The 23,721-nt window shown below is 47.5% G+C and carries 20 protein-coding genes; 3 read left to right on the top strand and 17 right to left on the bottom strand.

The window, feature by feature from the left end; genetic code table 11:
* Positions 1 to 123: 123 nt before the first annotated feature.
* The 4 genes from pyrG to rlmD all read right to left on the bottom strand — a co-directional run bounded on the left by pyrG (position 124) and on the right by rlmD (position 6,376).
* Positions 124 to 1,761 (bottom strand): glutamine hydrolyzing CTP synthase, encoded by a 1,638-nt coding sequence (pyrG, locus tag YWE_RS0123225; protein ID WP_029096600.1) that lies wholly within the window; start codon positions 1,759 to 1,761, stop codon positions 124 to 126.
* Positions 1,762 to 1,883: 122 nt separating this feature from the next.
* Complete coding sequence (gene mazG / locus YWE_RS0123230; RefSeq protein ID WP_029096601.1) at positions 1,884 to 2,681, bottom strand: nucleoside triphosphate pyrophosphohydrolase; 798 nt, start codon at positions 2,679 to 2,681, stop codon at positions 1,884 to 1,886.
* Between the two features lie 109 nt (positions 2,682 to 2,790).
* The gene (gene relA, locus YWE_RS0123235; protein WP_029096602.1) at positions 2,791 to 5,022 is read right to left on the bottom strand and encodes a GTP diphosphokinase; all 2,232 of its coding nucleotides are present in this window, start codon (positions 5,020 to 5,022) and stop codon (positions 2,791 to 2,793) included.
* 22 nt (positions 5,023 to 5,044) lie between these two features.
* On the bottom strand, positions 5,045 to 6,376 hold the full coding sequence (rlmD, locus tag YWE_RS0123240; RefSeq protein ID WP_029096603.1) for a 23S rRNA (uracil(1939)-C(5))-methyltransferase RlmD: 1,332 nt from the start codon (positions 6,374 to 6,376) through the stop codon (positions 5,045 to 5,047).
* Positions 6,377 to 6,445: 69 nt separating this feature from the next.
* Here rlmD and barA point away from each other — a divergent pair, with 69 nt between their 5' ends.
* Complete coding sequence (gene barA / locus YWE_RS0123245) at positions 6,446 to 9,211, top strand: two-component sensor histidine kinase BarA (protein ID WP_029096604.1); 2,766 nt, start codon at positions 6,446 to 6,448, stop codon at positions 9,209 to 9,211.
* A gap of 66 nt (positions 9,212 to 9,277) precedes the next feature.
* Here the strand turns inward: barA and YWE_RS0123250 are convergent, their stop codons facing one another.
* The 7 genes from YWE_RS0123250 to lepA all read right to left on the bottom strand — a co-directional run bounded on the left by YWE_RS0123250 (position 9,278) and on the right by lepA (position 16,332).
* A complete protein-coding gene (locus YWE_RS0123250) occupies positions 9,278 to 9,859 on the bottom strand; it encodes a hypothetical protein (protein WP_029096605.1) in 582 nt (193 codons plus the stop codon).
* A gap of 109 nt (positions 9,860 to 9,968) precedes the next feature.
* Positions 9,969 to 10,706, bottom strand: a complete 738-nt coding sequence (gene pdxJ, locus YWE_RS0123255; protein ID WP_029096606.1) for a pyridoxine 5'-phosphate synthase — start codon at positions 10,704 to 10,706, stop codon at positions 9,969 to 9,971.
* Between the two features lie 269 nt (positions 10,707 to 10,975).
* Positions 10,976 to 11,713, bottom strand: coding sequence for a DNA repair protein RecO (gene recO / locus YWE_RS0123260; protein WP_029096607.1), 738 nt, complete (start codon positions 11,711 to 11,713; stop codon positions 10,976 to 10,978).
* Between the two features lie 11 nt (positions 11,714 to 11,724).
* On the bottom strand, positions 11,725 to 12,651 hold the full coding sequence (gene era, locus YWE_RS0123265) for a GTPase Era (RefSeq protein ID WP_036016958.1): 927 nt from the start codon (positions 12,649 to 12,651) through the stop codon (positions 11,725 to 11,727).
* A complete protein-coding gene (gene rnc / locus YWE_RS0123270) occupies positions 12,648 to 13,328 on the bottom strand; it encodes a ribonuclease III (RefSeq protein WP_029096609.1) in 681 nt (226 codons plus the stop codon). Before rnc ends, era begins: the two co-directional genes overlap by 4 nt.
* A gap of 181 nt (positions 13,329 to 13,509) precedes the next feature.
* A complete protein-coding gene (gene lepB / locus YWE_RS0123275; RefSeq protein WP_029096610.1) occupies positions 13,510 to 14,499 on the bottom strand; it encodes a signal peptidase I in 990 nt (329 codons plus the stop codon).
* Between the two features lie 18 nt (positions 14,500 to 14,517).
* A complete protein-coding gene (gene lepA / locus YWE_RS0123280) occupies positions 14,518 to 16,332 on the bottom strand; it encodes a translation elongation factor 4 (RefSeq protein ID WP_029096611.1) in 1,815 nt (604 codons plus the stop codon).
* A gap of 378 nt (positions 16,333 to 16,710) precedes the next feature.
* Here lepA and bhsA point away from each other — a divergent pair, with 378 nt between their 5' ends.
* Positions 16,711 to 16,971: a multiple stress resistance protein BhsA gene (bhsA, locus tag YWE_RS0123285; protein ID WP_029096612.1), complete on the top strand. Its 261-nt coding sequence runs from the start codon at positions 16,711 to 16,713 to the stop codon at positions 16,969 to 16,971.
* A gap of 306 nt (positions 16,972 to 17,277) precedes the next feature.
* Here bhsA and rseC read toward each other — a convergent pair whose 3' ends face one another.
* The 5 genes from rseC to YWE_RS0123310 form a co-directional block, all read right to left on the bottom strand.
* The gene (gene rseC / locus YWE_RS0123290) at positions 17,278 to 17,733 is read right to left on the bottom strand and encodes a SoxR-reducing system protein RseC (RefSeq protein ID WP_029096613.1); all 456 of its coding nucleotides are present in this window, start codon (positions 17,731 to 17,733) and stop codon (positions 17,278 to 17,280) included.
* A gap of 25 nt (positions 17,734 to 17,758) precedes the next feature.
* Entirely contained in the window at positions 17,759 to 18,703 is a 945-nt protein-coding gene (gene rseB, locus YWE_RS0123295; protein ID WP_029096614.1) for a sigma-E factor regulatory protein RseB, read from the bottom strand.
* A 3-nt stretch (positions 18,704 to 18,706) separates the two neighbouring features.
* A complete protein-coding gene (rseA, locus tag YWE_RS0123300) occupies positions 18,707 to 19,327 on the bottom strand; it encodes an anti-sigma-E factor RseA (protein ID WP_029096615.1) in 621 nt (206 codons plus the stop codon).
* A gap of 44 nt (positions 19,328 to 19,371) precedes the next feature.
* Complete coding sequence (gene rpoE / locus YWE_RS0123305) at positions 19,372 to 19,947, bottom strand: RNA polymerase sigma factor RpoE (protein ID WP_029096616.1); 576 nt, start codon at positions 19,945 to 19,947, stop codon at positions 19,372 to 19,374.
* Between the two features lie 331 nt (positions 19,948 to 20,278).
* Positions 20,279 to 21,010: a tRNA1(Val) (adenine(37)-N6)-methyltransferase gene (locus tag YWE_RS0123310; protein WP_029096617.1), complete on the bottom strand. Its 732-nt coding sequence runs from the start codon at positions 21,008 to 21,010 to the stop codon at positions 20,279 to 20,281.
* Between the two features lie 279 nt (positions 21,011 to 21,289).
* Between YWE_RS0123310 and srmB the strand changes: the two genes are divergently transcribed.
* Positions 21,290 to 22,624 (top strand): ATP-dependent RNA helicase SrmB, encoded by a 1,335-nt coding sequence (gene srmB / locus YWE_RS0123315; RefSeq protein WP_029096618.1) that lies wholly within the window; start codon positions 21,290 to 21,292, stop codon positions 22,622 to 22,624.
* Between the two features lie 71 nt (positions 22,625 to 22,695).
* On the opposite strand, the gene YWE_RS0123320 is transcribed toward srmB, so the two are convergent.
* Complete coding sequence (locus tag YWE_RS0123320; protein ID WP_029096619.1) at positions 22,696 to 23,712, bottom strand: DUF2891 domain-containing protein; 1,017 nt, start codon at positions 23,710 to 23,712, stop codon at positions 22,696 to 22,698.
* Positions 23,713 to 23,721 lie beyond the last annotated feature (9 nt).

Genomic DNA, 23,721 nt, shown 5'->3' on the forward strand with positions numbered 1-23,721 from the left:
GGCCGAACTGACTGAATGCTTTATGCCCTTATTATTTGAAGCTGTCGCGTTGTGGCTGCGTTCACTTGCGGCCTGGCGACAACCTCAATTACTTTGGGTGTCTACGTTATTCTAACCGACTGCTTACTTTGCCTGACGGATTTGGTACTCGCCTGCGGCCTTAACAAAGCCGGTAAACAGCGGGTGCCCATCACGTGGCGTTGACGTAAACTCCGGGTGGAACTGGCAAGCAACAAACCACGGATGGTTTGGATACTCGATAATTTCCACTAACCGGTTGTCAGCAGAACGTCCCGCAATGCGTAATCCCGCTGCTTCAATTTGCGGCAGGAGCATATTATTCACCTCATAGCGGTGACGGTGACGTTCTAAGATTGTCGGCTCACCATACAGCTTACGTACCAGACTGCCTTCAGTTAAATGGCACTGCTGGCTACCTAAACGCATAGTTCCGCCCAAATCGCTCTCTTCTGTACGAACTTCTACGTTCCCCTCTTCATCACGCCATTCAGTGATCAGCGCAATAACAGGGTACTTACAGTTTGGCACAAATTCAGTCGAGTTGGCGTCGGCCATACCGACAACGTTACGAGCGAACTCCATCATAGCAACCTGCATACCTAAACAAATTCCCAAATAAGGGATATTGTTCTCACGGGCATAGCGTGCTGCGGTGACTTTGCCTTCTACACCACGGTAACCGAAACCACCGGGAACCAAAATCGCATCAAGACCAGCTAAAGTTTCTTCACCTTTAGACTCGACGTCTTGCGAATCGATTAGCTTTATATTAACGCTGAATCGATTCTTTAGTCCACCATGCTTTAATGCTTCGATGACAGATTTATATGCATCCGGTAATTCTACGTACTTACCAATCATGCCAATCGTCACTTCACGGGTAGGATTTGACTCTTCATAGATCACCTGTTCCCATTCGGCTAAATTCGCCTCCGGGCAATCTAAGTGGAATCTTTTACAAATGAATTCATCCAGACCCTGCGACTTAAGCAGGCCAGGAATCTTGTAAATAGAATCAACGTCTTTCAGAGAAATAACCGCTTTCTCCGGCACATTACAGAACAGTGCGATTTTTGCACGTTCGTTAGCCGGAACAGCGCGATCTGAGCGACAAATAAGAATGTCTGGCTGAATACCAATCGACAGTAATTCTTTTACTGAGTGCTGAGTCGGCTTAGTTTTCACTTCACCGGAAGCCGCCATATAAGGCACCAGAGTCAAATGCATAAACAGCGTATGTTCACGACCGACCTGAATGGCTAACTGACGAATGGCTTCTAAAAAAGGCAGGGATTCAATATCACCAACGGTTCCACCGATTTCAACTAATGCAACGTCATGGCCTTCTGCTCCGGCAATGACGCGCTCTTTAATCGCATTAGTAATATGGGGAATAACCTGAACGGTTGCACCAAGGTAGTCACCACGGCGCTCTTTACGTAAGACGTCGGAATAAATACGCCCGGTAGTAAAGTTATTACGACGCGTCATCTTCGTTCTGATAAAACGCTCATAGTGGCCTAAGTCCAGATCGGTTTCTGCACCATCTTCGGTCACAAAGACTTCACCGTGTTGAATCGGGCTCATGGTACCTGGATCGAGGTTAATATAGGGATCCAGTTTCATCATAGTGACATTTAAGCCACGAGCTTCAAGAATAGCGGCCAGAGACGCTGCTGCAATGCCTTTACCGAGTGAGGATACAACCCCGCCTGTCACAAAAATATAATTAGTTGTCATGCTGAACCTGAAGGTTAGGTTTAAAGACGAAAATGGAGGTACTAGGACGGGAAAGTAGTATACCAGAGCCTTTCCCCTACAACAAACGATCAACGTCGATAGACAGAATTAATCTATCGTTGTTATTGATGTTCTTGGAGTTTTACCTGTTGCCAGGCTGCTTCCATCTCATCTAGCGTCGCTTGCTCTAACGTTTTTCCTGACCTCTGTACGATTTGCTCTACCTGACGGAACCGACGATCAAACTTACGGTTGGCCACCTGCAGAGCACTTTCCGCTTTATGGCCTAAGTGCCGGGTGAGATTTACCGTCGCAAACAGCAAATCGCCCAACTCTTCTTCAAGTTTAGACCGATCGATAACAACCTGCTTAGCTTCATGCATCACTTCATCAATTTCTTCATGCACTTTATCTAACACCGGTCCTAGGGTATCCCAGTCAAAACCGACGGAAGCACAGCGTTTTTGAATTTTGTACGCTTTCATTAAGGCCGGCAGAACATCGGGAATATCATCCAGCACCGAGAACTGAGCTTTCTCTGCCCGCTCTTTGCCCTTACGCTTTTCCCAACCGGCAATCACTTCCTGGCTATTATGAACTTCGGCGGTATCAAATACGTGAGGGTGGCGGCGTTCCAGCTTATCGCTGATGGCGTTACAGACATCATCAAAATTAAATAGGTTCTGCTCATCGGCCATACGGGCATAAAAAACCACTTGGAACAGTAAATCACCTAACTCATCGCGCAAATCATTAAAATCATTGCGGCGAATAGCATCCAACACTTCGTATGTTTCTTCGAGCGTATAAGGTGCAATAGTGGCAAAGGTCTGTTCTTTATCCCACGGGCACCCGCGTTCAGGATCCCGCAGGGTATTCATAATATTCAGCAAGCGCTGAACGGAGGTTATTTGATTCATGTGATTTCTTCTGATTAATCATTAGTGATGACTCGCAAAGCGGCTGTCATCAAAAAAACAGAGCCCCTGCCACGCAGGGTAACAGGGGCATTAGGAAAAATGTTGTACGCTATTTGCTGCTCAAGCGTTTGGCTTCAATAATATCCGGCAGTTGGTTGATACGGGAAAGTACCCGATCGAGCACCTGCAGATTATACAGCTCGACTTCCATATCGATGGTCGCCAATTGCTTTTTAGTATCACTGCGGCTGGCAACGCTAAGCACGTTAACCTTTTCGTTGGCCAGTATGGTGGTAATATCGCGCAGCAAACCGCTGCGGTCGTTAGCAAATATTCGTACCACCAGCGAATAGCCGCTGGAGTAGCAATCCCCCCACACGGCGTCAACTAAACGCTCAGGCGCATGACTTTTCAGTTCATTCAGCTGATCGCAATCCGCCCGGTGGATCGAGATACCCCGCCCCTGAGTGATGAACCCGGTGATTTCATCACCCGGAATCGGCTGGCAGCAGCGGGCAATATGATGCAATAGATTACCGACCCCCTCAATCACCACCTGACTGTTCATCTTGGCATTGCGCAACTGGGCGTTAGCCGTTTTCTGATTAAGCTGGCGCAGCGCTTCACGGTCAGCCTCTTCTGCTGTCGGTTGATTAAACCGGCTCTGCAGGAAGTTAACTAACTGATTAAGTCGAATATCTCCGCCGCCAATGCCGGCTAATACTTCATCCAGTGAATTAACGTTATAACGCGGCACCAGCAGCTTTTCGGCCTCTTTAAAGCTGATGCTGAGTTTTTCCAGCTCTTCATCCAGAATCTGGCGGCCGGCGATAATATTTTTATCCCGATCCTGCTTTTTAAACCATGCCTGAATTTTTGCTCTGGCCCGGCTACTGTGAACAAAGCCTAAGTTAGGATTCAGCCAGTCTCGGCTTGGGTTAGGCTGCTTCTGAGTAATAATATCGACCTGATCGCCCATCTGTAGCTGATAGGTAAACGGCACGATACGACCACCAATCTTAGCCCCGATGCATCGATGACCGATATCACTGTGAATATGATAGGCAAAGTCGAGCGGCGTTGATCCGGTTGGCAAATCAATCACATCCCCTTTCGGCGTAAACACATAAACCCGGTCGTCAAATACCTGACTTCTGACCTCATCCAGCATCTCGCCGCTGTCAGACATCTCTTCCTGCCAGGCAATCAGTTTACGCAGCCAGGCAATTCGCTCTTCATAGCCAGAGCGGCCAACCACGTTGCCCTCTTTATATTTCCAGTGCGCAGCGACGCCCAGCTCAGCATCTTCATGCATTTGACGGGTTCTGATCTGAATCTCCAGCGCATGGCCTTTAGGCCCCAGAACCACGGTATGAATAGACTGATAGCCGTTTGGCTTAGGGTTGGCGACATAGTCATCAAACTCGCTCGGCAGATGGCGGAAGTGGGTATGAACAATGCCCAATGCGGCGTAGCAATCTTGCAAGCGCTCAACCACAATACGCACCGCTCGCACATCGTACAGCTCTTCAAAGGCTAATGACTTCTTCTGCATCTTGCGCCAAATACTGTAGATATGCTTTGGCCGGCCGTAAATTTCGCCTTTAATGCCCTCTTCTGACATTGAGGTATGCAGAGTCTTCACAAAGTTATCAATGTAGAGTTCGCGGTCAATCCGGCGTTCGTGCAGTAAAGTGGCTATCTGTTTATATTCATCCGGATGCAGATAGCGGAAACAGAAATCTTCCATTTCCCATTTTAACTGGCCGATACCCAGGCGATTGGCCAGCGGCGCATAGATGTTAAAACACTCTTTTGCCGCCAAAACCCGAACTTCTTCATCTTCGTCTTTGACTTCCCGCAGGTGAGCAATGCGTTCGGCCAGTTTAATCACCACGCAGCGAAAATCTTCAACCATGGCTAACAGCATACGGCGAACGTTATCGACCTGCGATGAAGTATTAGAGCCGTTATGCGTCGCATTAAGCTGGCGAATGGCATCCATATCCAGAACGCCATGAACTAGGTTGGTTATCTCACTACCAAAGACGTCTTTAATCGTTTCTTCATTAATGATTTTAGCGTCAGCCAGCGGGAACAGAAGCGCGGCGCGCATACTGTCGTTATCCATGCTTAAGGTGGCTAAAATTTCAACCACTTCCAGCCCGCGCCAAAGTAGTAGTTGGGCATCAGAGTGCCCTTCAACCTTTTGCTCGCAGTATCGCCAGGTTGCAGCCAGCCGCTCTGATAGCTCAGCGCTATGAATGCCTAAATTGCCAATCCATTTATCCAGTTGAAATTCACCGGCGGTGTTTAGATGAGCACTTCTTACTGCAACCATAATACTTCCTCATGACTTACTGCTAGCTATGGGCGAATGACTTTTTAACAAACAGGGCGATAGATTCTATATGGCCGGTTTGTGGAAACATATCCAGCATGCGTAACTGTGTTAAACCATATCCTGACGACAGCAAAAGCTTAGTATCACTGACTAAGGTTTGCGGATTACAAGAAACATAAACAATTCGTTCAGGCTGTAACTTTACCATTTGTGGTATTGCCTCAGCCGCTCCGGCTCGGGCAGGATCGAGCAAAATCTTATTGAATCCTTGCCCGGCCCACGGCTGACAGCTAACGTCTTGCTCTAAATTATGGTGCATAAATTCAACGTTGGTTAATCCATTTATTTGTGCATTTTTTTGCCCGGTCCTAACCAGGCTTGCCACACCTTCAACGCCTATCACCTGCCGTGCGCGTTTGGCTATCGGTAATGTGAAATTACCCATACCACAGAATAAATCCAATACTCTATCGCTGGCCTGAATATCCAGCCACTCTAGCGCCTGAGCGACCATCAACTGGTTAACGCTTGCATTGACCTGAATAAAGTCCCGAGGATTAAACCCGAGTTCCAGATCGTCCACCCTGTAATAAGGATCGCTGCCGGTTAATCTTTCCAGCCTGTCGCTGTCACCCGCCAGATAAATCGACAGATGATGTTGTTGGGCAAATTGTAATAATATTTGCCGATCGTCATCCGACAGCGCGGCTAAGTGACGCAATACCAATAGCGGCCCATTATCCGCCAACACCAGTTCGGCATGGCCTAGCTTTTTGATCGCCGATAGTGATGAAAGACAGCGGCGTAATGGTACCAAGAGTTGCTCTAATTGGTTAACCATTATCGGGCATTGGGTAATTTCTACCAGATCGTTAGATGCCCGTTGGCGAAACCCCATCTGCAGACGTTTTTGCTTAACATGGTATTGAAGGCCCAGCCGGGCGCGCCGCCGGTAGCCATAAGCACTACCGGAGATAACCTCGCCCTGCCGAGGGAGTAATCCGGTTTCACGCATAAACAGCTGACCAAGCGCATGAGATTTATTACTCTGCTGTAGCGCTGAAGAGGCATGTTGCTGATTACACCCGCCACAAACTTCATAATAAGCGCAGGCAGCGGTCACCCTTTGGTCACTTGGTGATAATATTTTCTTGGTTTTTGCTTTAGAATAGTTACGCTTATTTTCGTAAATAACGGCTTCAACCTGTTCCCCGGGTAATGCGCCTGAAATAAAAATGGTTTTACCTTCATGCCGGGCCACACCCTGACCTAAAGAATCAAGCTCGTGTGGTGTAACAATTATTGTTTGTTGTGTCGCCTTACGGGGGCTAGAAGAGTAGAATTGCGCCATAATGTGTCTGTAAACATATCCGCTATTAGTTAAGTTACCGGGTCTTTAATTGTCCCACATTGGAACCTTATGACCAAATACAGCCTTCGAGCCCGCATGATGATACTGATTTTAGCGCCGACATTATTAATCGGACTATTGATCAGTACTTTCTTCGTTGTGCACCGATATAACGAGCTGCAAGACCAGCTTGTCGACTCAGGCTCCAGTATTATTGAACCCTTAGCCATCGCAAGTGAATATGGTATGACCTTCAGTAATCGGGAAGGTGTGCGTCAGCTAGTGAGTATGTTACACCGACGACATTCAAATATCGTCCGTTCAATTGCCGTTTTTGATACTCAAAATCATTTGTTAGTCACATCCAACTTTCATCAGAATTATAGCTTATTACAACTCCCTAAAGGTGCACCAATTCCGGATGACTTAACGGTTACCACCCGCGGAGATTCGTTAATACTCAGAACGCCCATCGTATCTGAGAACCAGCTGCCGGATATGGATATCAGCTTAGAGCCTGGCCATAACACCTTAGGCTATATTGCCATTGAGCTGGACTTACGCACCGTTCGCCTGCAGCAGTATAAAGAAATTTTCGTTGCGACGCTGTTACTCAGCCTGTGCCTATGTATCGCCATGCTATTTGCCTATCGACTGATGCGCGACGTTACCGGCCCTATTCGCAACATGGTCAATACCGTAGACCGAATCCGCCGGGGGCAGCTAGACAGCCGGGTTGAAGGATATATGCTCGGTGAACTCGACATGCTTAAAAACGGGATAAACTCGATGGCGATGTCGCTCACCGCCTACCATGAAGAGATGCAGCAAAATATCGATCAGGCCACCTCCGATCTGCGAGAAACGCTGGAACAGATGGAGATTCAGAACGTAGAACTGGATCTGGCTAAAAAGCGAGCTCAAGAAGCGGCGCGTATTAAATCTGAATTCTTGGCCAATATGTCTCACGAACTGCGAACGCCGCTCAACGGAGTTATCGGCTTTACTCGCCAGACATTAAAAACAACCCTGACGCCGACACAAACGGATTACCTTCAGACTATCGAACGTTCAGCCAATAATTTATTAAATATTATCAACGACGTTCTGGATTTCTCCAAGCTGGAAGCCGGTAAACTGGTGCTTGAACATATTCCGTTCTCTCTGCGGGATACGGTGGATGAAACCGCGGTATTGTTAGCCCACAGTGCCCACGAAAAATCCCTCGAGATGACGCTGAATATCCACAATGATGTGCCGGATAATATCGTGGGAGATCCCCTGCGCTTACAGCAGGTACTGATGAATCTGTTGGGTAATGCAATTAAGTTTACCGAGCAGGGTAATATCGATATTAATATTGAACTGCGTAATCGGCATGAAAACAGCGTCGATATTGAAATTCAGGTACACGATACCGGTATTGGTATCTCTGAACGCCAACAGTCGCAGCTGTTTCAGGCATTTCGTCAGGCCGATGCCAGCATTTCACGCCGCCATGGCGGTACCGGATTGGGTCTGGTTATCACGCAAAGACTGGTTAAAGAAATGGGGGGTGACATCTGTTTCAATAGCCAGTTACACAAAGGGTCAACCTTCTGGTTCCATATCAATTTAGAGCTGAGTGATAAATCAATCAGCAATAAGGAACTTCATTTAGACAAACTGTCCGGCAATCGGATTTTGTATATCGAAGCCAATCCGACGGCGGCTCAGGCAACGTTGAATATTTTCCACGGCGAACCGGTTGAAGTGATTCATTACGCTAACTTTGATCAGGTCCCTGACAAACATCAGCATTATGACACGGTCATTCACGGCGTGCCGATTTCAACCAACGATATTCAAGCGTATATGAGCGGGCAGTTACAAACCGCACTGTCGTTGTCAGAACATCTGATTTTGGCTCTGCCTAACCAGCCACAGATGGATGCGGAAATTCTGAAGAGTGCCGGCGCGCAGGCCTGTCTGTTTAAACCATTATCCCGAAATCGCCTGTTTAATGCCCTGCTGCTGACACAGGTTAAGCCGGTTGATTCGGTGCCAAGTGAGTTTAACCACTTGCCGCTGACCGTCATGGCCGTTGATGATAACCCGGCTAATTTAAAGCTTATTGGCGTATTGCTGGCCGACATTGTTGCGGAAGTCGTGTTATGTAACAGCGGAGAAGAGGCTATCGCTCGGGCAAGTCAGTCAGATCTGGATATTATTCTGATGGATATACAGATGCCTGAAATTGATGGCATTAAGGCCGCTGAGCTGATTCGTAAGCTTCCTCAACATGCCAAAACCCCAATTGTAGCAGTCACTGCTCACGCGGCTAACGGTGAGCGGGAGCGATTACTCAATGCCGGTATGGATGACTATCTGGCCAAGCCTATCAATGAGAAAATGCTGTTTTCAGTATTAACCAAACAGTGCGGCACTCCGGGCAATAGTCAGGCTCAGGAGGCAGAACTAAAAATGCCGCCAGACGAACCATCACCGATACAGACAGGCTCGGTTAATTGGGAACTGGCGCTGCGCCAGGCGGCCAATAAAGAAGATTTAGCCAAGGACTTATTGGTGATTCTGATCGATTTTCTGGCCGAAGTTGAGCTACAGGTCAGAAATGTTTTAGACGGCAATAAAGACGATACCCTTATAGATACTGTCCATAAATTACATGGAAGCTGCAGCTATAGCGGTGTCCCGAGGCTAAAACAGCTGTGCCAGTACCTTGAAAACCAGTTGCGTAAAGGAACGCCGGCAGAAGATCTTGAGCCTGAATGGCTGGAGCTGCTCGATGAGTTCGACAATGTACGCAATGATGCGCCGCGATATCTTCACTCCTAGCCCCTCATAATAAAGCCCCCTGATATGCGCTCAGGGGGCTTTAATTAACCAGAAACTCAAACCGGCCTATTGAGTCGATTCAACCTTTTCCACCACCCCGGCAACTAATGCGGAATGGCAGGCAAACAGTTTAACGCCGGGCACGCCGATATACTTACCCAACTCGTCAGCCCAGCGGTCGTTATCGATATTGTAGATATCAAATACGTGGTTATCTGAAAAAATATCCGGATATTGAGTATCACTGCGCAATGCAATTTCAGCGCACAGAGCATCAACCCATTGAGCCGTATCCGGTGAGCTCCATAACTCCGTTCTATTGTGGCGCAACATATCCCATAGCAAGGCTAAGTATACTGAACGTAGCTTTTCCGGGGTTAACTCGGCGAGTTGCTCATCGGTGTAAGCATCATCAATTAAGGTCGGGATCCATTTACAGAATACCCGTTCAGCATAGTAGAGCACGGCATCAGACCTGAAATCCGGACCACACTTCTCGGCCATGGTGTCAGTCACCGTGCGTAAAAACGCCGTGGTCGGTTCCCCGATATGTTTGAGGCCCAGTTCATTACGGCTGACCGGAGCTGCTGAACCCTCGTTCGATCTGTTACTCCGGCCAAAGATTTTATTCAAAATCCGGCTAAGCATGATGATTATCCTTTCTATCTGAGCGAGGAAATATTGCTGCGCTTTCCTATGATATCTGTTGACGCATGATATATCGGCAGGCCCGGGTAAGCAGGCCAACCAATATCAATCAACCATTACGGCGGGCATCCGCCATCAGCGCTTTCATCTCGGCAACCGCCGCAGCCAAGCCCGACATAACGGCCCTGCCGATAATGGCATGACCGATATTCAGTTCATAAATCTCAGGCAGTGCGGCAATAGCCTGAACGTTATGATACGTCAGGCCATGGCCGGCATTAACCTTTAGCCCTTTCCCCGCGGCATAAGTGGCAGCATGCGCAATGCGTTTTAATTCAGCTAACTGCTCCAGCTCATTCTCGGCATCAGCGTAGCGACCGGTATGAATCTCAATATAGGTGGCACCGACGGCTACCGCGGCATCTATTTGGCGAATATCGGCATCAATAAATAGCGAGACCGAAATGCCGGCATCGACCAGGCGCGACACTGCCAGCGTCATCTTGTCTAATTGACCGGCGACGTCTAGTCCGCCTTCGGTCGTCACTTCCTGGCGCTTCTCCGGCACCAGGCAGCAAAATACCGGTTTTACTTCACAGGCAATGTCGAGCATTTCATCAGTCACTGCCATTTCCAGATTCATCCGGGTTTGGATGGTCTGGCTAAGTAATTTCACATCTCTGTCCGTAATATGGCGACGGTCTTCGCGCAGGTGAATGGTAATACCATCGGCGCCCGCCTGTTCGGCAATAAAAGCCGCCTGAACCGGATCCGGGTATTGAGTACCACGCGCATTTCGTAACGTAGCGATATGATCAATATTAACGCCTAGCAATAAATCAGACATGACGACACCTTAAGAATTAAGTTAACCAAAACGTTCTCTGACATCTGTCGCTTACCTGAAATGGTCGTTGAGTTATCGATGTTTTTTTAAATCTTATTCATCGAAATATCACTGACAACAGATAAATAGCAACGGATAGCTTTTAAAATCCCTTTACTCTTTTACCGGATATCAGCGCAAAAGAAAATCAAAGGACCAATATTAAGAAAGAATAGCGGTGTAAACCGGAGAGAAACCATAAACAGAGGATTATCTGCGGGCAGCGGGCGTCATTGGTGGTTATCGGGCGGAAGGTCTGCGGGTTTCTTTACCGTAAAGGTGCGGAAAAGCTCGCGACTCTTTAACGGTTTTCCGCCAAGATAAGGTTTGAGCGCAATGCGGGTAAAGCGTTTAGCCGCCCGCAAGGTATCGGCATCAGGAAATTCACGATTATCTAACGCGATTAAATCCCGGCCGGTAAATGAATGATGGTCAATCACCAGGCTGGCAATAAATCCTTTCTCTTCCCGATAGCGGTAGGTCATCTCATCAGCAACAGGCGCGCCGCTACCGGCACAGTGAAGAAAATCGATGCCGTAACCCAGATGACTTAACAAAGCCAGCTCAAAGCGACGCAGCACGTGCTCAGGGGAGCCATTAACCCCGGCGAGGGATTGAATACAATCGAGGTAATCAAAAAACAGCGAGGAGTAAGCGGTTTCGTGTTCTAACACCCGTGACAGAACTTCATTCACGTATAGCCCGCTATACAAAGTCAGTCCGGATAACGGTAGGGAGAGGGATACCGGTTCAGCACCACGTAAAGTTTTCACTCCACCCTTGCCGCCCCAGCGCACCAATAATGGCGTAAAAGGCTGCAGGCAGCCTTTTAACTGAGAGCGACGGCTCCGGGCTCCTTTGGCTAATACTTTAATTCTACCGTGGCTTTCGGTAAACAGATCCAACAGCAAGCTAGTCTCACTGTATGGACGCCCGTGTAGAACAAAAGCCCGTTGCCAGCCTTCCATCCCGGTTACCTTCAAAGGTCGTCTGTATAACCCAGGCTGCGTAATGCACGTTCATCATCAGCCCAGCCAGACTTCACTTTAACCCAAAGCTCTAAATGAACTTTGGCCTGGAACATCTCTTCCATATCCTGGCGCGCTTCAATACCAATGGTTTTAATCTTCTGGCCTTTGGCACCGATAACCATCTTTTTCTGGCCTTCACGCTCAACCAAAATCAAACCATGAATATCGTAACCGCCGCGCTCATTTTCGACGAAACGTTCGATTTCTACCGTCACCGAATATGGCAGCTCTTCACCCAGAAAACGCATCAGTTTTTCACGGATAATTTCAGACGCCATAAAACGCTGAGAGCGGTCGGTAATGTAATCTTCCGGGAAGTGATGCTCAGCTTCCGGCAGCAGCTTACGGACGATACCTGCAATAGTATCAACGTTCATTCCTTTCTCAGCAGAAATAGGAACGATATCCATAAAGTTCATTTGCTTACTCAGGAAATCAAGATGAGGAAGCAGAGACTCTTTATCAACCACGTTGTCTACTTTATTGATAGCCAGAATCACCGGTGACTTTAAGTCACGCAGCTTATTGACCACCATCTCGTCATCCGGCGTCCAGTGGGTCCCTTCAACGACAAAAATCACCAGCTCAACGTCGCCAATAGAGCTACTGGCCGCCCGGTTCATTAAACGGTTGATGGCCCGTTTTTCTTCCATATGCAGCCCCGGGGTATCGACGTAAACAGCCTGATAAGGCCCTTCCGTATGGATGCCAAGAATGCGGTGGCGAGTTGTCTGAGCCTTACGGGAAGTGATCGAAACCTTCTGCCCTAAAAATTGGTTCAGTAAAGTAGATTTACCTACGTTAGGGCGCCCGACAATCGCGATAAACCCACAGTAAGTCTTCTCACCATCTACTATTTTATTTTCTGTTGTCATTCCAATCCTAAATATTTAAGCGCTTGCTCAGCAGCGGCCTGCTCTGCTTTACGGCGGCTAGAGCCGATACCAATGATAGCGTCGGTTATGCCACTCACCTGACAGTGAATGGTGAACTCTTGATCGTGTGCTTCGCCCCGCACTTGGGTGACCAAATAGGTCGGTAAGGGTAAATGGCGCCCCTGCAAATACTCTTGCAGGCGAGTTTTGGGATCTTTTTGCTTATCCCCCGGACTGATTTCGTCCAGACGCGATTTATACCAGTTAAGAATCAGTTGTTGTACACCGTGAATATCGCTGTCTAAGAATACCGCACCAATCAGCGCTTCGACCGTATCAGCTAAAATTGATTCACGGCGAAAACCACCGCTCTTCAACTCGCCGGGGCCAAGGCGAAGGCATTCACCTAAATCGAATTCACGCGCCATCTCAGCCAATGTATTACCACGCACCAGCGTTGCCCGCATACGGCTCATATCGCCTTCATCAACGCGAGGAAAGCGTTGATATAATGCGTCAGCGATAACAAAACTGAGAATTGAATCACCTAAAAACTCTAAGCGTTCATTATGTTTGCTGCTGGCACTTCGATGCGTCAGTGCCTGTTGTAAAAGCGATTGCTGTTGAAACGTGTAACCCAGCTTCCGCTGTAACCTTTCAATAATGATGGGGTTCATGCATTACCAACAAATAGTTCCAATCAAATGTGTATTAAAACAGCTGCGTAGCTTAGCGCTAATTGAACCAAACCACTACAGTTCGAATGATAAGAGATAAAATAATAATAAATCCGGATTTAAGTCAGGCTCAAATCCGGATCTGAGTAATACTCTTTGACGCTAGTATAAACTAAATGGCTTAGTGAATCCCGCCAATCCGGCTAAAACGTATTCCGGTTGGCCATTCGCCCTCTTGTTTTTCAAAGCTCATCCAAATACCTGTCGCTTTGCCGACAAAATTCTCTTCAGGAACAAAGCCCCAATAACGGCTATCTGCACTGTTATCACGGTTATCGCCCATCATAAAATATTGCCCTTGAGGTACAATCCACGTTGAAGCCGGCGAGCCCGGTTGCTGATAATACTCAGAAACACTGCTACCTACGCCCGGAATCATCAATGTTTGATGAGGGACATCACCTAAGGTTTCGCTGCGCCCGACCATAAAGATACCGCGCATATTTTCGACCCGATCCGCTTCCGTTTTAGTATCAAAGAAGCGGGTAGCCATCTGACCGTTACCACTGCTGGTCGGTTCAAAGCCCATAAACCAGCTACTTTTCTCTAACGGTGAATACTCCAGCGTTTTTGCCGGCTGACAGTCTTTATTCGTCGGGCAAGCAGGTGTAATGGTCAGCATTTTTGTCGAGACATCATAGTGAACGGTATCGCCAGGCAGGCCGACAACGCGTTTGATATAATCAATATTCTTGTCTTTCGGATACTTAAATACTGCAATATCACCACGCTGTGGCGTACCGGTTTTCACTAATGTGGTCATTGTAATCGGGTCTTTTACTCCGTAAGCATATTTCTCAACCAGAATAAAATCACCAATCAACAGGGTCGGCATCATAGAGCCTGACGGAATTTGGAATGGCTCATACAAAAAAGAACGTAAAATAAATACTACGGCTAATACCGGGAATATCGACACGCATGTCTCTACCCAGCCAGGCTGTCTGGCCACATTCGCCAGCGCTTTGCCATCCGCTTTGCCATCAGTCTGTAATCTGATCGCTTCTATTTTTATACGTCTTGCCGGTGCCCATTTAAAACGGTCCAGACACCAGATGATTCCAGTTAGCAATGTTGCTACCGCCAAAATCAAGGCAAACATATTCGCCATGCGAAGCTCCTTATTACTCTATTTACCTACGTGAAGAATGGCTAAGAAAGCTTCCTGTGGAACTTCAACGTTCCCCACTTGCTTCATACGTTTCTTACCATCTTTTTGTTTTTGCAGCAGCTTCTTCTTACGGCTCACGTCACCGCCATAACATTTGGCTAATACGTTTTTACGCAGCTGTTTTACCGTAGAACGCGCGATAATATGGTTACCAATGGAAGCCTGAATCGCGATATCAAACATCTGGCGCGGAATAAGCTCTTTCATCTTTTCCACCAGCTCACGACCGCGGCCCTGTGAGTTATCACGGTGGGTAATCAATGCTAACGCATCGACGCGCTCGCCGTTGATCATCACATCAACCCGTACCATGTCCGATGACTGGAATCGTTTAAAGCCGTAGTCCAATGAAGCATAGCCACGAGAGGTTGACTTCAGACGGTCAAAGAAATCCAGAACCACTTCAGCCATTGGAATATCATAGCTCAGTGCGACCTGATTACCGTGATAGACCATATTGGTCTGCACGCCGCGCTTCTCGATACACAGCGTAATCACGTTACCCAGATATTCCTGCGGCAATAACATATGGCATTCAGCAATAGGTTCGCGCAGCTCTTCAATATTGTTCAACGGCGGTAGCTTAGCCGGGCTATCGACATACACAACGGCACCATTGGTGGTAATCACTTCATAGACCACCGTCGGGGCGGTGGTAATCAGTTCAAGATCGTATTCACGTTCCAGACGTTCCTGAATGATCTCCATATGCAATAGGCCTAAGAAGCCACAGCGGAAACCAAAGCCAAGAGCGGTAGACGTTTCCGGCTCATAAAAGAGTGACGCATCGTTCAGGCTCAGTTTACCCAGTGCATCGCGGAAAGCTTCATAGTCGTCGGAACTGATCGGGAATAAACCGGCATAAACCTGAGGCTTAACCTTTTTAAATCCGGGTAATGCTTTTTCAGCTGGCTGACGCGCTAAGGTTAAGGTATCACCAACCGGTGCACCTAAAATATCTTTAATGGCACAAACAACCCAGCCCACTTCACCACAGCCTAACACGTCAGTATCAACGCGCTTAGGGGTAAAAATACCTAAACGGTCAACGCCATAGGTCTGGCCGGTACTCATCACTTTAATCTTATCGTTTTTACGCAGTACGCCGTTTTTAATCCGGACTAATGACACCACGCCAAGATAATTATCAAACCATGAGTCAATGATCAACGCCTGCAATGGCGCATCCGCAGTGCCGGTTGGTGCGGGTATATCACGCACTAAGCGTTCCAGCACATCGATAACGCCAATACCGGTTTTAGCCGAACAGCGCACCGCATCGGTGGCATCGATACCAACAATATCCTCAATCTCTTGAGCGACACGGTCAGGTTCTGCGGCCGGCAGGTCAATCTTATTTAAAACCGGCACCACTTCCAGATCCATTTCCATGGCGGTATAGCAGTTTGCCAGCGTCTGCGCTTCAACACCCTGCCCTGCATCCACAACTAATAAAGCGCCTTCACAAGCGGCCAAAGAACGGGATACTTCATATGAGAAGTCGACGTGCCCGGGAGTATCGATGAAGTTCAGTTGATAAACTTCGCCGTCTTTCGCTTTATAATCAAGCGTGACGCTCTGGGCTTTAATGGTGATTCCACGCTCACGTTCCAGATCCATAGAATCCAGAACCTGTGCAGCCATTTCCCGATCGCTTAACCCGCCGCACATTTGAATAATGCGGTCCGACAATGTCGACTTACCGTGGTCAATATGGGCGATGATAGAAAAGTTACGTATATTCTTGTTTGCTATATTTTTATTATCAGTCATTTACCTAAATCCGGCTGATACAGACACGCTCTGTGGGTACGCAGCAAAGTTAACTTAATCTTGAACTGGCGGACATTCTACACGTCAGCATGAGTAAAACATAGCAACATAGGTAATCAGATACTGATGCCCCTTGCTGCTATACCTCAATATAAACGGGTGATTCTAATCATATTCACCCGTTGCCCTTTGTTAATCGTTTAAAACACACGAACTATAGACTTCATTTTCACTTATTTACCCTACGGATAAAACGGTCAATTTTTTTGAATAAGTAGGTCAATATCATCCGCTATTCAATCTAAACGACCCGTCTATAATGGACGTTATCGAAAGGAAACAACCTTTCATAACCCAAATAACTGGAGTATCCGTATCATGAAAAACCTTAAAATTGTTGCCGCATCAGTAGTATTAGCCACTTTATCATTTGGTAGTTTTGCCGCCGAGCAAGTAACTCGCACTCAAACAGAAAAATTGGATAAGATTGGCACTGTATCGGCTGATTCAGCCCGCACCCTGGGCGCATTAGAAAGCCAGTTAGCCGCTAAAGCCGATGCTCAAGGTGCCAGCCGCTATTATATCGTATCTGCATCAGGTAATAACATGATGCACGGAACTGCGATCATCTATAAATAAGCCGATAGCGTTATTCATCATTTTATCTTCCTTGCCCAATCACCCCGCTAGCGGGGTGATTGCTATTGCTGGCAAAGAAATTTAATTCAGTTTCAGCGTCTATTTCGCCCGCATAATCAACGCCGGAATATTTATTTTTTCTGGCTGACGAGGACTAACGGCGGTTAAAGACCCAATAATTCATCGTCAGACTGTGCCATCCATCTAAATCATCGCTATTAAGCTGAGTGATTTTTTATCATTTCACAGCCCCTAAAAACCGATCAACAGCCCATGCCCTGCTATCAGGACAAAACGAGCTTATTATCAGTTTTCGCTATAGGTAACTGAAGGTATCGCGATTTGTAAAATGACGGGATGAACAGAAACATGGGTAGAGAATCGACCTGCATAAAACCGAGCAACCAAGAAACCGGCCAGACCACCGATCAGTGCACCAATAATCGCAGCAATGTCGCTACCAACGAAATAATAGAATAAAGAAGAGAACAACAAAATCCCAAGCAAAGGCACAATATAGACCAGCAGTGCTGAAAGTAGTACGCCGGACTCAGGAATACCAAGCTCAACGCGTTGGCCAATAGATAAAGGTTGTTCAACCGGAATTTTTAAATCGTGGATAACCTGAGGACCGAGCTTATTTAAAACCCGGGTACCACAGGTTGCTGATGACTGACAGCTACTGCAACCGGCACGTTGTTCACAACGCAATGTTGCTATACCCTGCTGCCAGTCGATAACGGTCGCCCATTCGCGTAACATCAGTCAGCCTTCAGTTCAGTCGCTTTCACTTAATCACAACGCCGTCAGCAATTCGTTTAGCGGTGGCCGGAGGCAATTCACCAATAACGATAATTTCGTTATTACCCCGAATCTCAGAATGAATGGTTCTGCGCCCTTGGCGTAATTGATGTTCGCCGGACTTATAGCTGGCAGGAGAAACATTCAATGAGAAACTAAACAAACCGTCGGAGAACAGGCGGGACTCAACAACCATATCAACATTAGGCAGCGGATGACGGCTGCGGGATGATTCGGTAAATCCTTGAGGTAACCAGCCTATCGTCCAGCTCAGATTAATCTTATCGCCTGAAGGCGTAGACAATAACGGCGGCATGATCGGCATGGTAAAATTGGCCATCTTGGCGGTCACATCATTACCAGAGGTAAAAGCAATCACGCGAAATTGCTCCAGCGTGTCACCGTCACGATCGAGTAAATCAGCCCGAAGAGGTAATTTGGTCTCTGAATCAAGCCAGACAATATAATTGTAGCGAAGTCCATCGCGGGAGACGACGCGCACAACGTCACAGATTCGATCGGCAATACGGGCGCGCCCTACCGAAACAAAGTCATAATATTGCTCTAACCGGGTGATATCAGAAAAAACTAAAGAAGGCAGGGAGTCGACAATATGGTCGCCGCGAATGCTAAAAGGTTCGATACCGGGTTCAAAATAACTGATCTCAATCCCGCGCATAATAGCCTCTCGCTGAGGCCCGTCCATACTCATCAATTGAACCAGCGGCTTTCCATTTTGCAACGAATGCCGATAGCGCAATGACTCAATGCCGAGTTTACTTACGTTAACATAAGAAAACTCATAGCTCAGAGTCTGGCTTGCGCTGGTCATTTGCTGTAATAAAACCCCGGACGCATTTAGCGTTGAGGCTGTTGCCGGGGCTAGAACACACCCCAGCAAAGTACAAAAAATAAAAACAAGTTGCTTCATCGACTACTGAGTTAACCCTGATTGCTTAGAGGTACCGTTTTGTACGCTAGCGCTTTGCGAAGAGACTTTCGATTGCTCCGCATGTAAACGACGCTGTAACTCATAGTCCTGCAACATAGCGTTAATACGCTTACGCTGCTCTTGAGCTTGCTGATTAGTATTTTGCGCACCATCGGTAGCGGCATCAAAACTAACCGGAGAAGCTTGACCACCCAACGGGATAGTATTAAACACTGGCGTTTCAGGGGACGTATCCTCTTGGTTGTATTGTTGGACCCCAACAATAACGGCCAAAGAGACGCTGGCGGCCACTGCAATTTGCCCGGCCTGAGCAAACCATGGGCGAATCTTGTCCCAGAACGACAATTTATGCCAAGTTTCAGGATGAGGCTGAGAGTGGATTGGCTGGACAACGTTAAGTGCCGGTTCAAACTCAAGGGCGGCAGCAACATTATCTGCAATGTTCAAATGAACCACGTCCCCGATATCTCCTCTCAGAGTATCGCGAACTAGGTGATAGCGATGCCAACTTTGTTGAAGCGTTCTATCTTGGGACAAAGAACCGATAACTTCGTTATCAATAGATTCTCCATCCATTAGAGCCGAAAGCTTTTCTTTTTGCATGCTTAGTACCTTTTCTCTTGCAACATCCTAAAGTCAGATAGCAACTATCGCTGTATTAATGGTTGCACTTTATTATCAATTGCTTCACGAGCCCGGAAGATTCTTGACCTCACTGTACCAACTGGACAATCCATAATGACAGCGATTTCTTCATAGCTCAAACCATCGATTTCTCGCAGAGTAATGGCCATCTTTAAATCTTCAGGCAACGACTCAATGGTTCCAAAAACAATTCTTTTCAGTTCATCTGACAACATTAAGTTCTCAGGGTTCGATATTTCTTTCAGTGCACCTGCACTTTCGAAGTTTTCTGCGTCACCCGCATCGACATCACTCGACGGAGGGCGGCGTCCCTGGGCCACTAGATAGTTTTTTGCTGTATTCACAGCAATTCGATATAACCAAGTGTAAAAAGCACTTTCACCGCGAAAAGAGGCCAAAGCACGGTAGGCTTTGATAAACGACTCTTGCACTACATCGGGTACGTCTGCTTGTGGAACATAGCGAGAAACAAGAGCCGCAACTTTATTCTGGTAGCGGACTACCAGCACATTAAACGCGTTTTTGTCACCCTTCTGTATCCGTTCAACCAACACTTGATCGGTTAACTGCTCGCTCATTCGAGGTAATGTCTCCTCAACTATCTCGATGCGTATTCATAGTGCCAAACTCATTATTATATTAAATTTGAGCAAGCACCCTATTAGAGACCACAAAGAGTAATAAGTTCCCGTCGTCTTACGCTAATTTATTTCGTTAGCTGATTTTTCAACCAACTCTGAATGTTGTTGTACCTAAAACCGGTATTACAGGCCAAATTCAGGCTCTAAAAAAAGCACTCTGGCACAATGCCCGTAGGCTAACATGAATTTAACTTTTCATCTGCATGCTAAAAAATAAAGCTAGCGATAGATTGAGCCTTATTAGCCATTTACGCTCAGTATTTGCTTTTCAAAGTGCCAGATAAAAATCGCTGGCTAACTGCTTAAATTGGTCGGTATAGCTAGCCCGCCCGGGTAAATGCGTGACCAACTGTTGTTCATCACAAACCTGTAATATGCGGGTCAATTCCAATAAAACAATATAGGGTGCTTTATCTATAACATCTTTCACCCAAGTACGACGACTAACAAACCAGCCTAGGTTTAGCGCCTTTTGTTCTAATAACTCACCTAAAGCACAGGGAAGCATTACACAAAAGCGGCCATCTTCAGTCAGTAATCGTTGGGCATAAATTAATAAATCGTCATGCGTCAGTATATGGCTGTAACGGGCCTTCGCTCTGGCTTCGTCCCGGCAGTCTGTTCCCTCAGGAAAATAAGGCGGATTACTGATAATCAAATCATAGCTGCTATTACTGTTATCAGCATATTCTTTGATGTCATTATGAAAAACCTGAATCCGATTCGACCAGGGTGACGCAGCGACATTCTCAAGCGCCTGCTCATACGCTGACCGATCGATTTCAACCGCATCAATCATCACATGTTGCTCAGTACGCTGAGCCAGCATTAAGGCCAATAATCCGGTGCCGGTACCGATATCTAAGATACGCCGGCAGCCTGAAACCGGTGTCCACCCACCGAGGATCACCCCGTCGGTTGTGACTTTCATCCCACAACGGTCGTGGCCGACAAAAAATTGTTTAAAGGTAAAACCCCCTCGCCGCAGTTCCCGCTTCACGCTCTATCCTTTTCTACCATTACGATCGACAACCCTATAACGCCGGTATTAATTAGCGATAAATAGCCCAATTAACCGCCGTAAAGATTTATCATAAATTTATTCGCCGCTGATTCTATCTCAGAATCGGGCAAAGGTCTTGGCTGAGTACCATCAAAAATCTGGCGGCGCTATCCGGAGAAACCGGCAGAATATTGAGATAAATCCTGACAGATGACAATAACAGATGAAGATCGTGCTTATTCCATCTATAATCGGCGCCCCAAGTAGAGGTAGACCATGACTGTATTAGACTTTTCCGCACTCGATCTCGACCAGCAATTGCTGGATGCATTAAGTGACAAGGGCTATGAACGCCCCACCGCCATTCAAGCTGCCGCTATTCCGGCTGCAATGGACGGGCGTGACGTACTGGGCTCGGCCCCTACCGGGACCGGCAAAACTGCCGCCTTTTTATTACCCGCATTGCAACACTTACTCGATTATCCGCGTAAGAAATCCGGGCCGCCGCGCATATTAATCCTGACGCCGACCCGTGAGCTTGCTATGCAGGTTGCTGAACAAGCCCGTGAGCTTGCAGCGCATACGCATTTAGATATCGCCACGATTACCGGTGGCGTGGCCTATATGAACCACGCCGAGGTTTTCAGCGAAAACCAAGATATCGTGGTTGCGACAACCGGTCGTCTGCTGCAATACATTAAAGAAGAAAACTTCGACTGCCGGGCAGTAGAAACGCTGATTCTTGATGAAGCAGACCGCATGTTAGATATGGGTTTTGCCCAAGATATCGAAACCATCGCCGCCGAAACCCGCTGGCGCAAACAGACTTTACTGTTCTCGGCGACGCTGGAAGGCGAAGCTATTCACGACTTTGCTGAGCGCCTGCTGAGCAATCCGGTGGAGATCGAAGCCGATCCTTCCCGGCGCGAACGTAAAAAAATTCTCCAGTGGTATTACCGTGCTGATGACATTAAGCATAAAACCGCCCTGTTGTGTCATATTCTAAAACAGCCGGATGTGCACAAAGCCATCGTGTTTGTGCGCAAGCGCGAACGTTTGCATGAACTGGTAAGCTGGATCAGAGATCAGGGCGTGACCTGCTTCTACCTCGAAGGCGATATGGTGCAGGCCAAACGGACTGAAGCCATTAAACGGATGCAGGACGGAACGGTCAATATTCTGATTGCGACCGATATCGCTGCCCGCGGTCTGGATATTTTAGATATCAGCCACGTGATTAACTTTGACTTACCACGTACCGCCGATACCTATCTTCACCGCATTGGCCGAACCGGTCGTGCCGGTAAAAAAGGAACTGCGATTTCGCTGGTTGAATCTCATGACCACCTGCTGCTGGGCAAAATTGAACGTTACCTTCAAGAACCGTTAAAAATGCGGGTAATTGAAGAGTTACGCCCAACCAGTAAGGCTCCTAGCCCGACCAGCGGCAGAAAGCAGTCGAAGAAAGCCAAAGAAAAAGCGGCCGAGAAGAAGAAAGAAAAGAATAAAGAAAAGGTGAAGGTAAAAGTTCGCCATCGTGACAGCAAGAATGTGGGTAAGCGCCGTAAGCCTGCTGCCTCAGAAACGCCGGCTGAAAACGATAACAAATAACGCTGCCAGTCAGTGATTGCCGGTTAGCTCTCTCAGCTAGCCGGCAATATTCCGCTTAATCCTATCAATAATTAAATTCTGTCAGGCGTATCCAGCGCCAGCATGGCAAAGGTTGCCAGCCAGTGATCCCCTGCGTACTCGCCGCTGGCGACGTGAGGCAAACTGGCCGCTATATGGCGCTGAGCCGCGCGAGTCAGTACTTCTGCTGTCTTAGTGTCTTGGGCTAACCGCAATGCGATATGTCGCATACACCAGGCCCGACTCAGGTTCAAACCATCCAAATGGGCTATTTTCGGATCGCTGCGATCGCTGACTTCAGCCGGCGTCATTAAGCGATCAATCTTAGCCAATTCCGGCAGATAATGCGCAAACCAGTCGGCAAAGTCATTCCCTTTAATCACGCTGGCCATCAATAAGGCTTCGGTTAAGGCACCGGAAATAAACTCATCACCGCCCGGTTCATAATGCGCAGGGTAGTCTCTGTCGGCCAGGAAATAACGATTGGCCGCGCTGACCACCGCGCTTTCCAGTTCACTATCGTTAGAGTGACGCGCAAAATCCAGAATCAGCTTTAACGAAAAGGCGCTGTTATAGTGAGTGCCTACCCGAATGGCATAGCTCAACAACGGGAAGAAATTTAATACTCGCTGGCGAATATCATCCACCAGCGGCTTCATGGTTGCCAACCACGCTTTGGCCTTTGGGTGATGCCACAAGTCCAGCTCTTGGGCTAAAGCCAGCAGCCATCCCCAGCCATAAGGGCGTTCGAAGGCACCACGGTTAGGCGCCTTAAAATACTCCGTTTCTATCTGCATATTGGCATCCGTAAAGTGCTCATCAAATAGTTGAGTGATATCGTCCTGAGTGGATAACTCCGGATATAGCCGGCTACAGCGTGCTAATAGCCAGAATCCGTGAACCGCTGAGTGCCAGTCATAACAGCCATAAAATACCGGATGCAACTCACGGGGAGATTGCACATCCTGAGGGCCGTTTAGCGTATGCATAATATGATTAGGATACTCATGGCGTAACGAACGCAATGGTAACCCGACGAAAGACTCAACCTGACTTAAGGTTAACTGCATGGTGTCTCC

Origin of the sequence: Budvicia aquatica DSM 5075 = ATCC 35567, assembly GCF_000427805.1 — a bacterium.
Taxonomy (GTDB): domain Bacteria; phylum Pseudomonadota; class Gammaproteobacteria; order Enterobacterales; family Enterobacteriaceae; genus Budvicia; species Budvicia aquatica.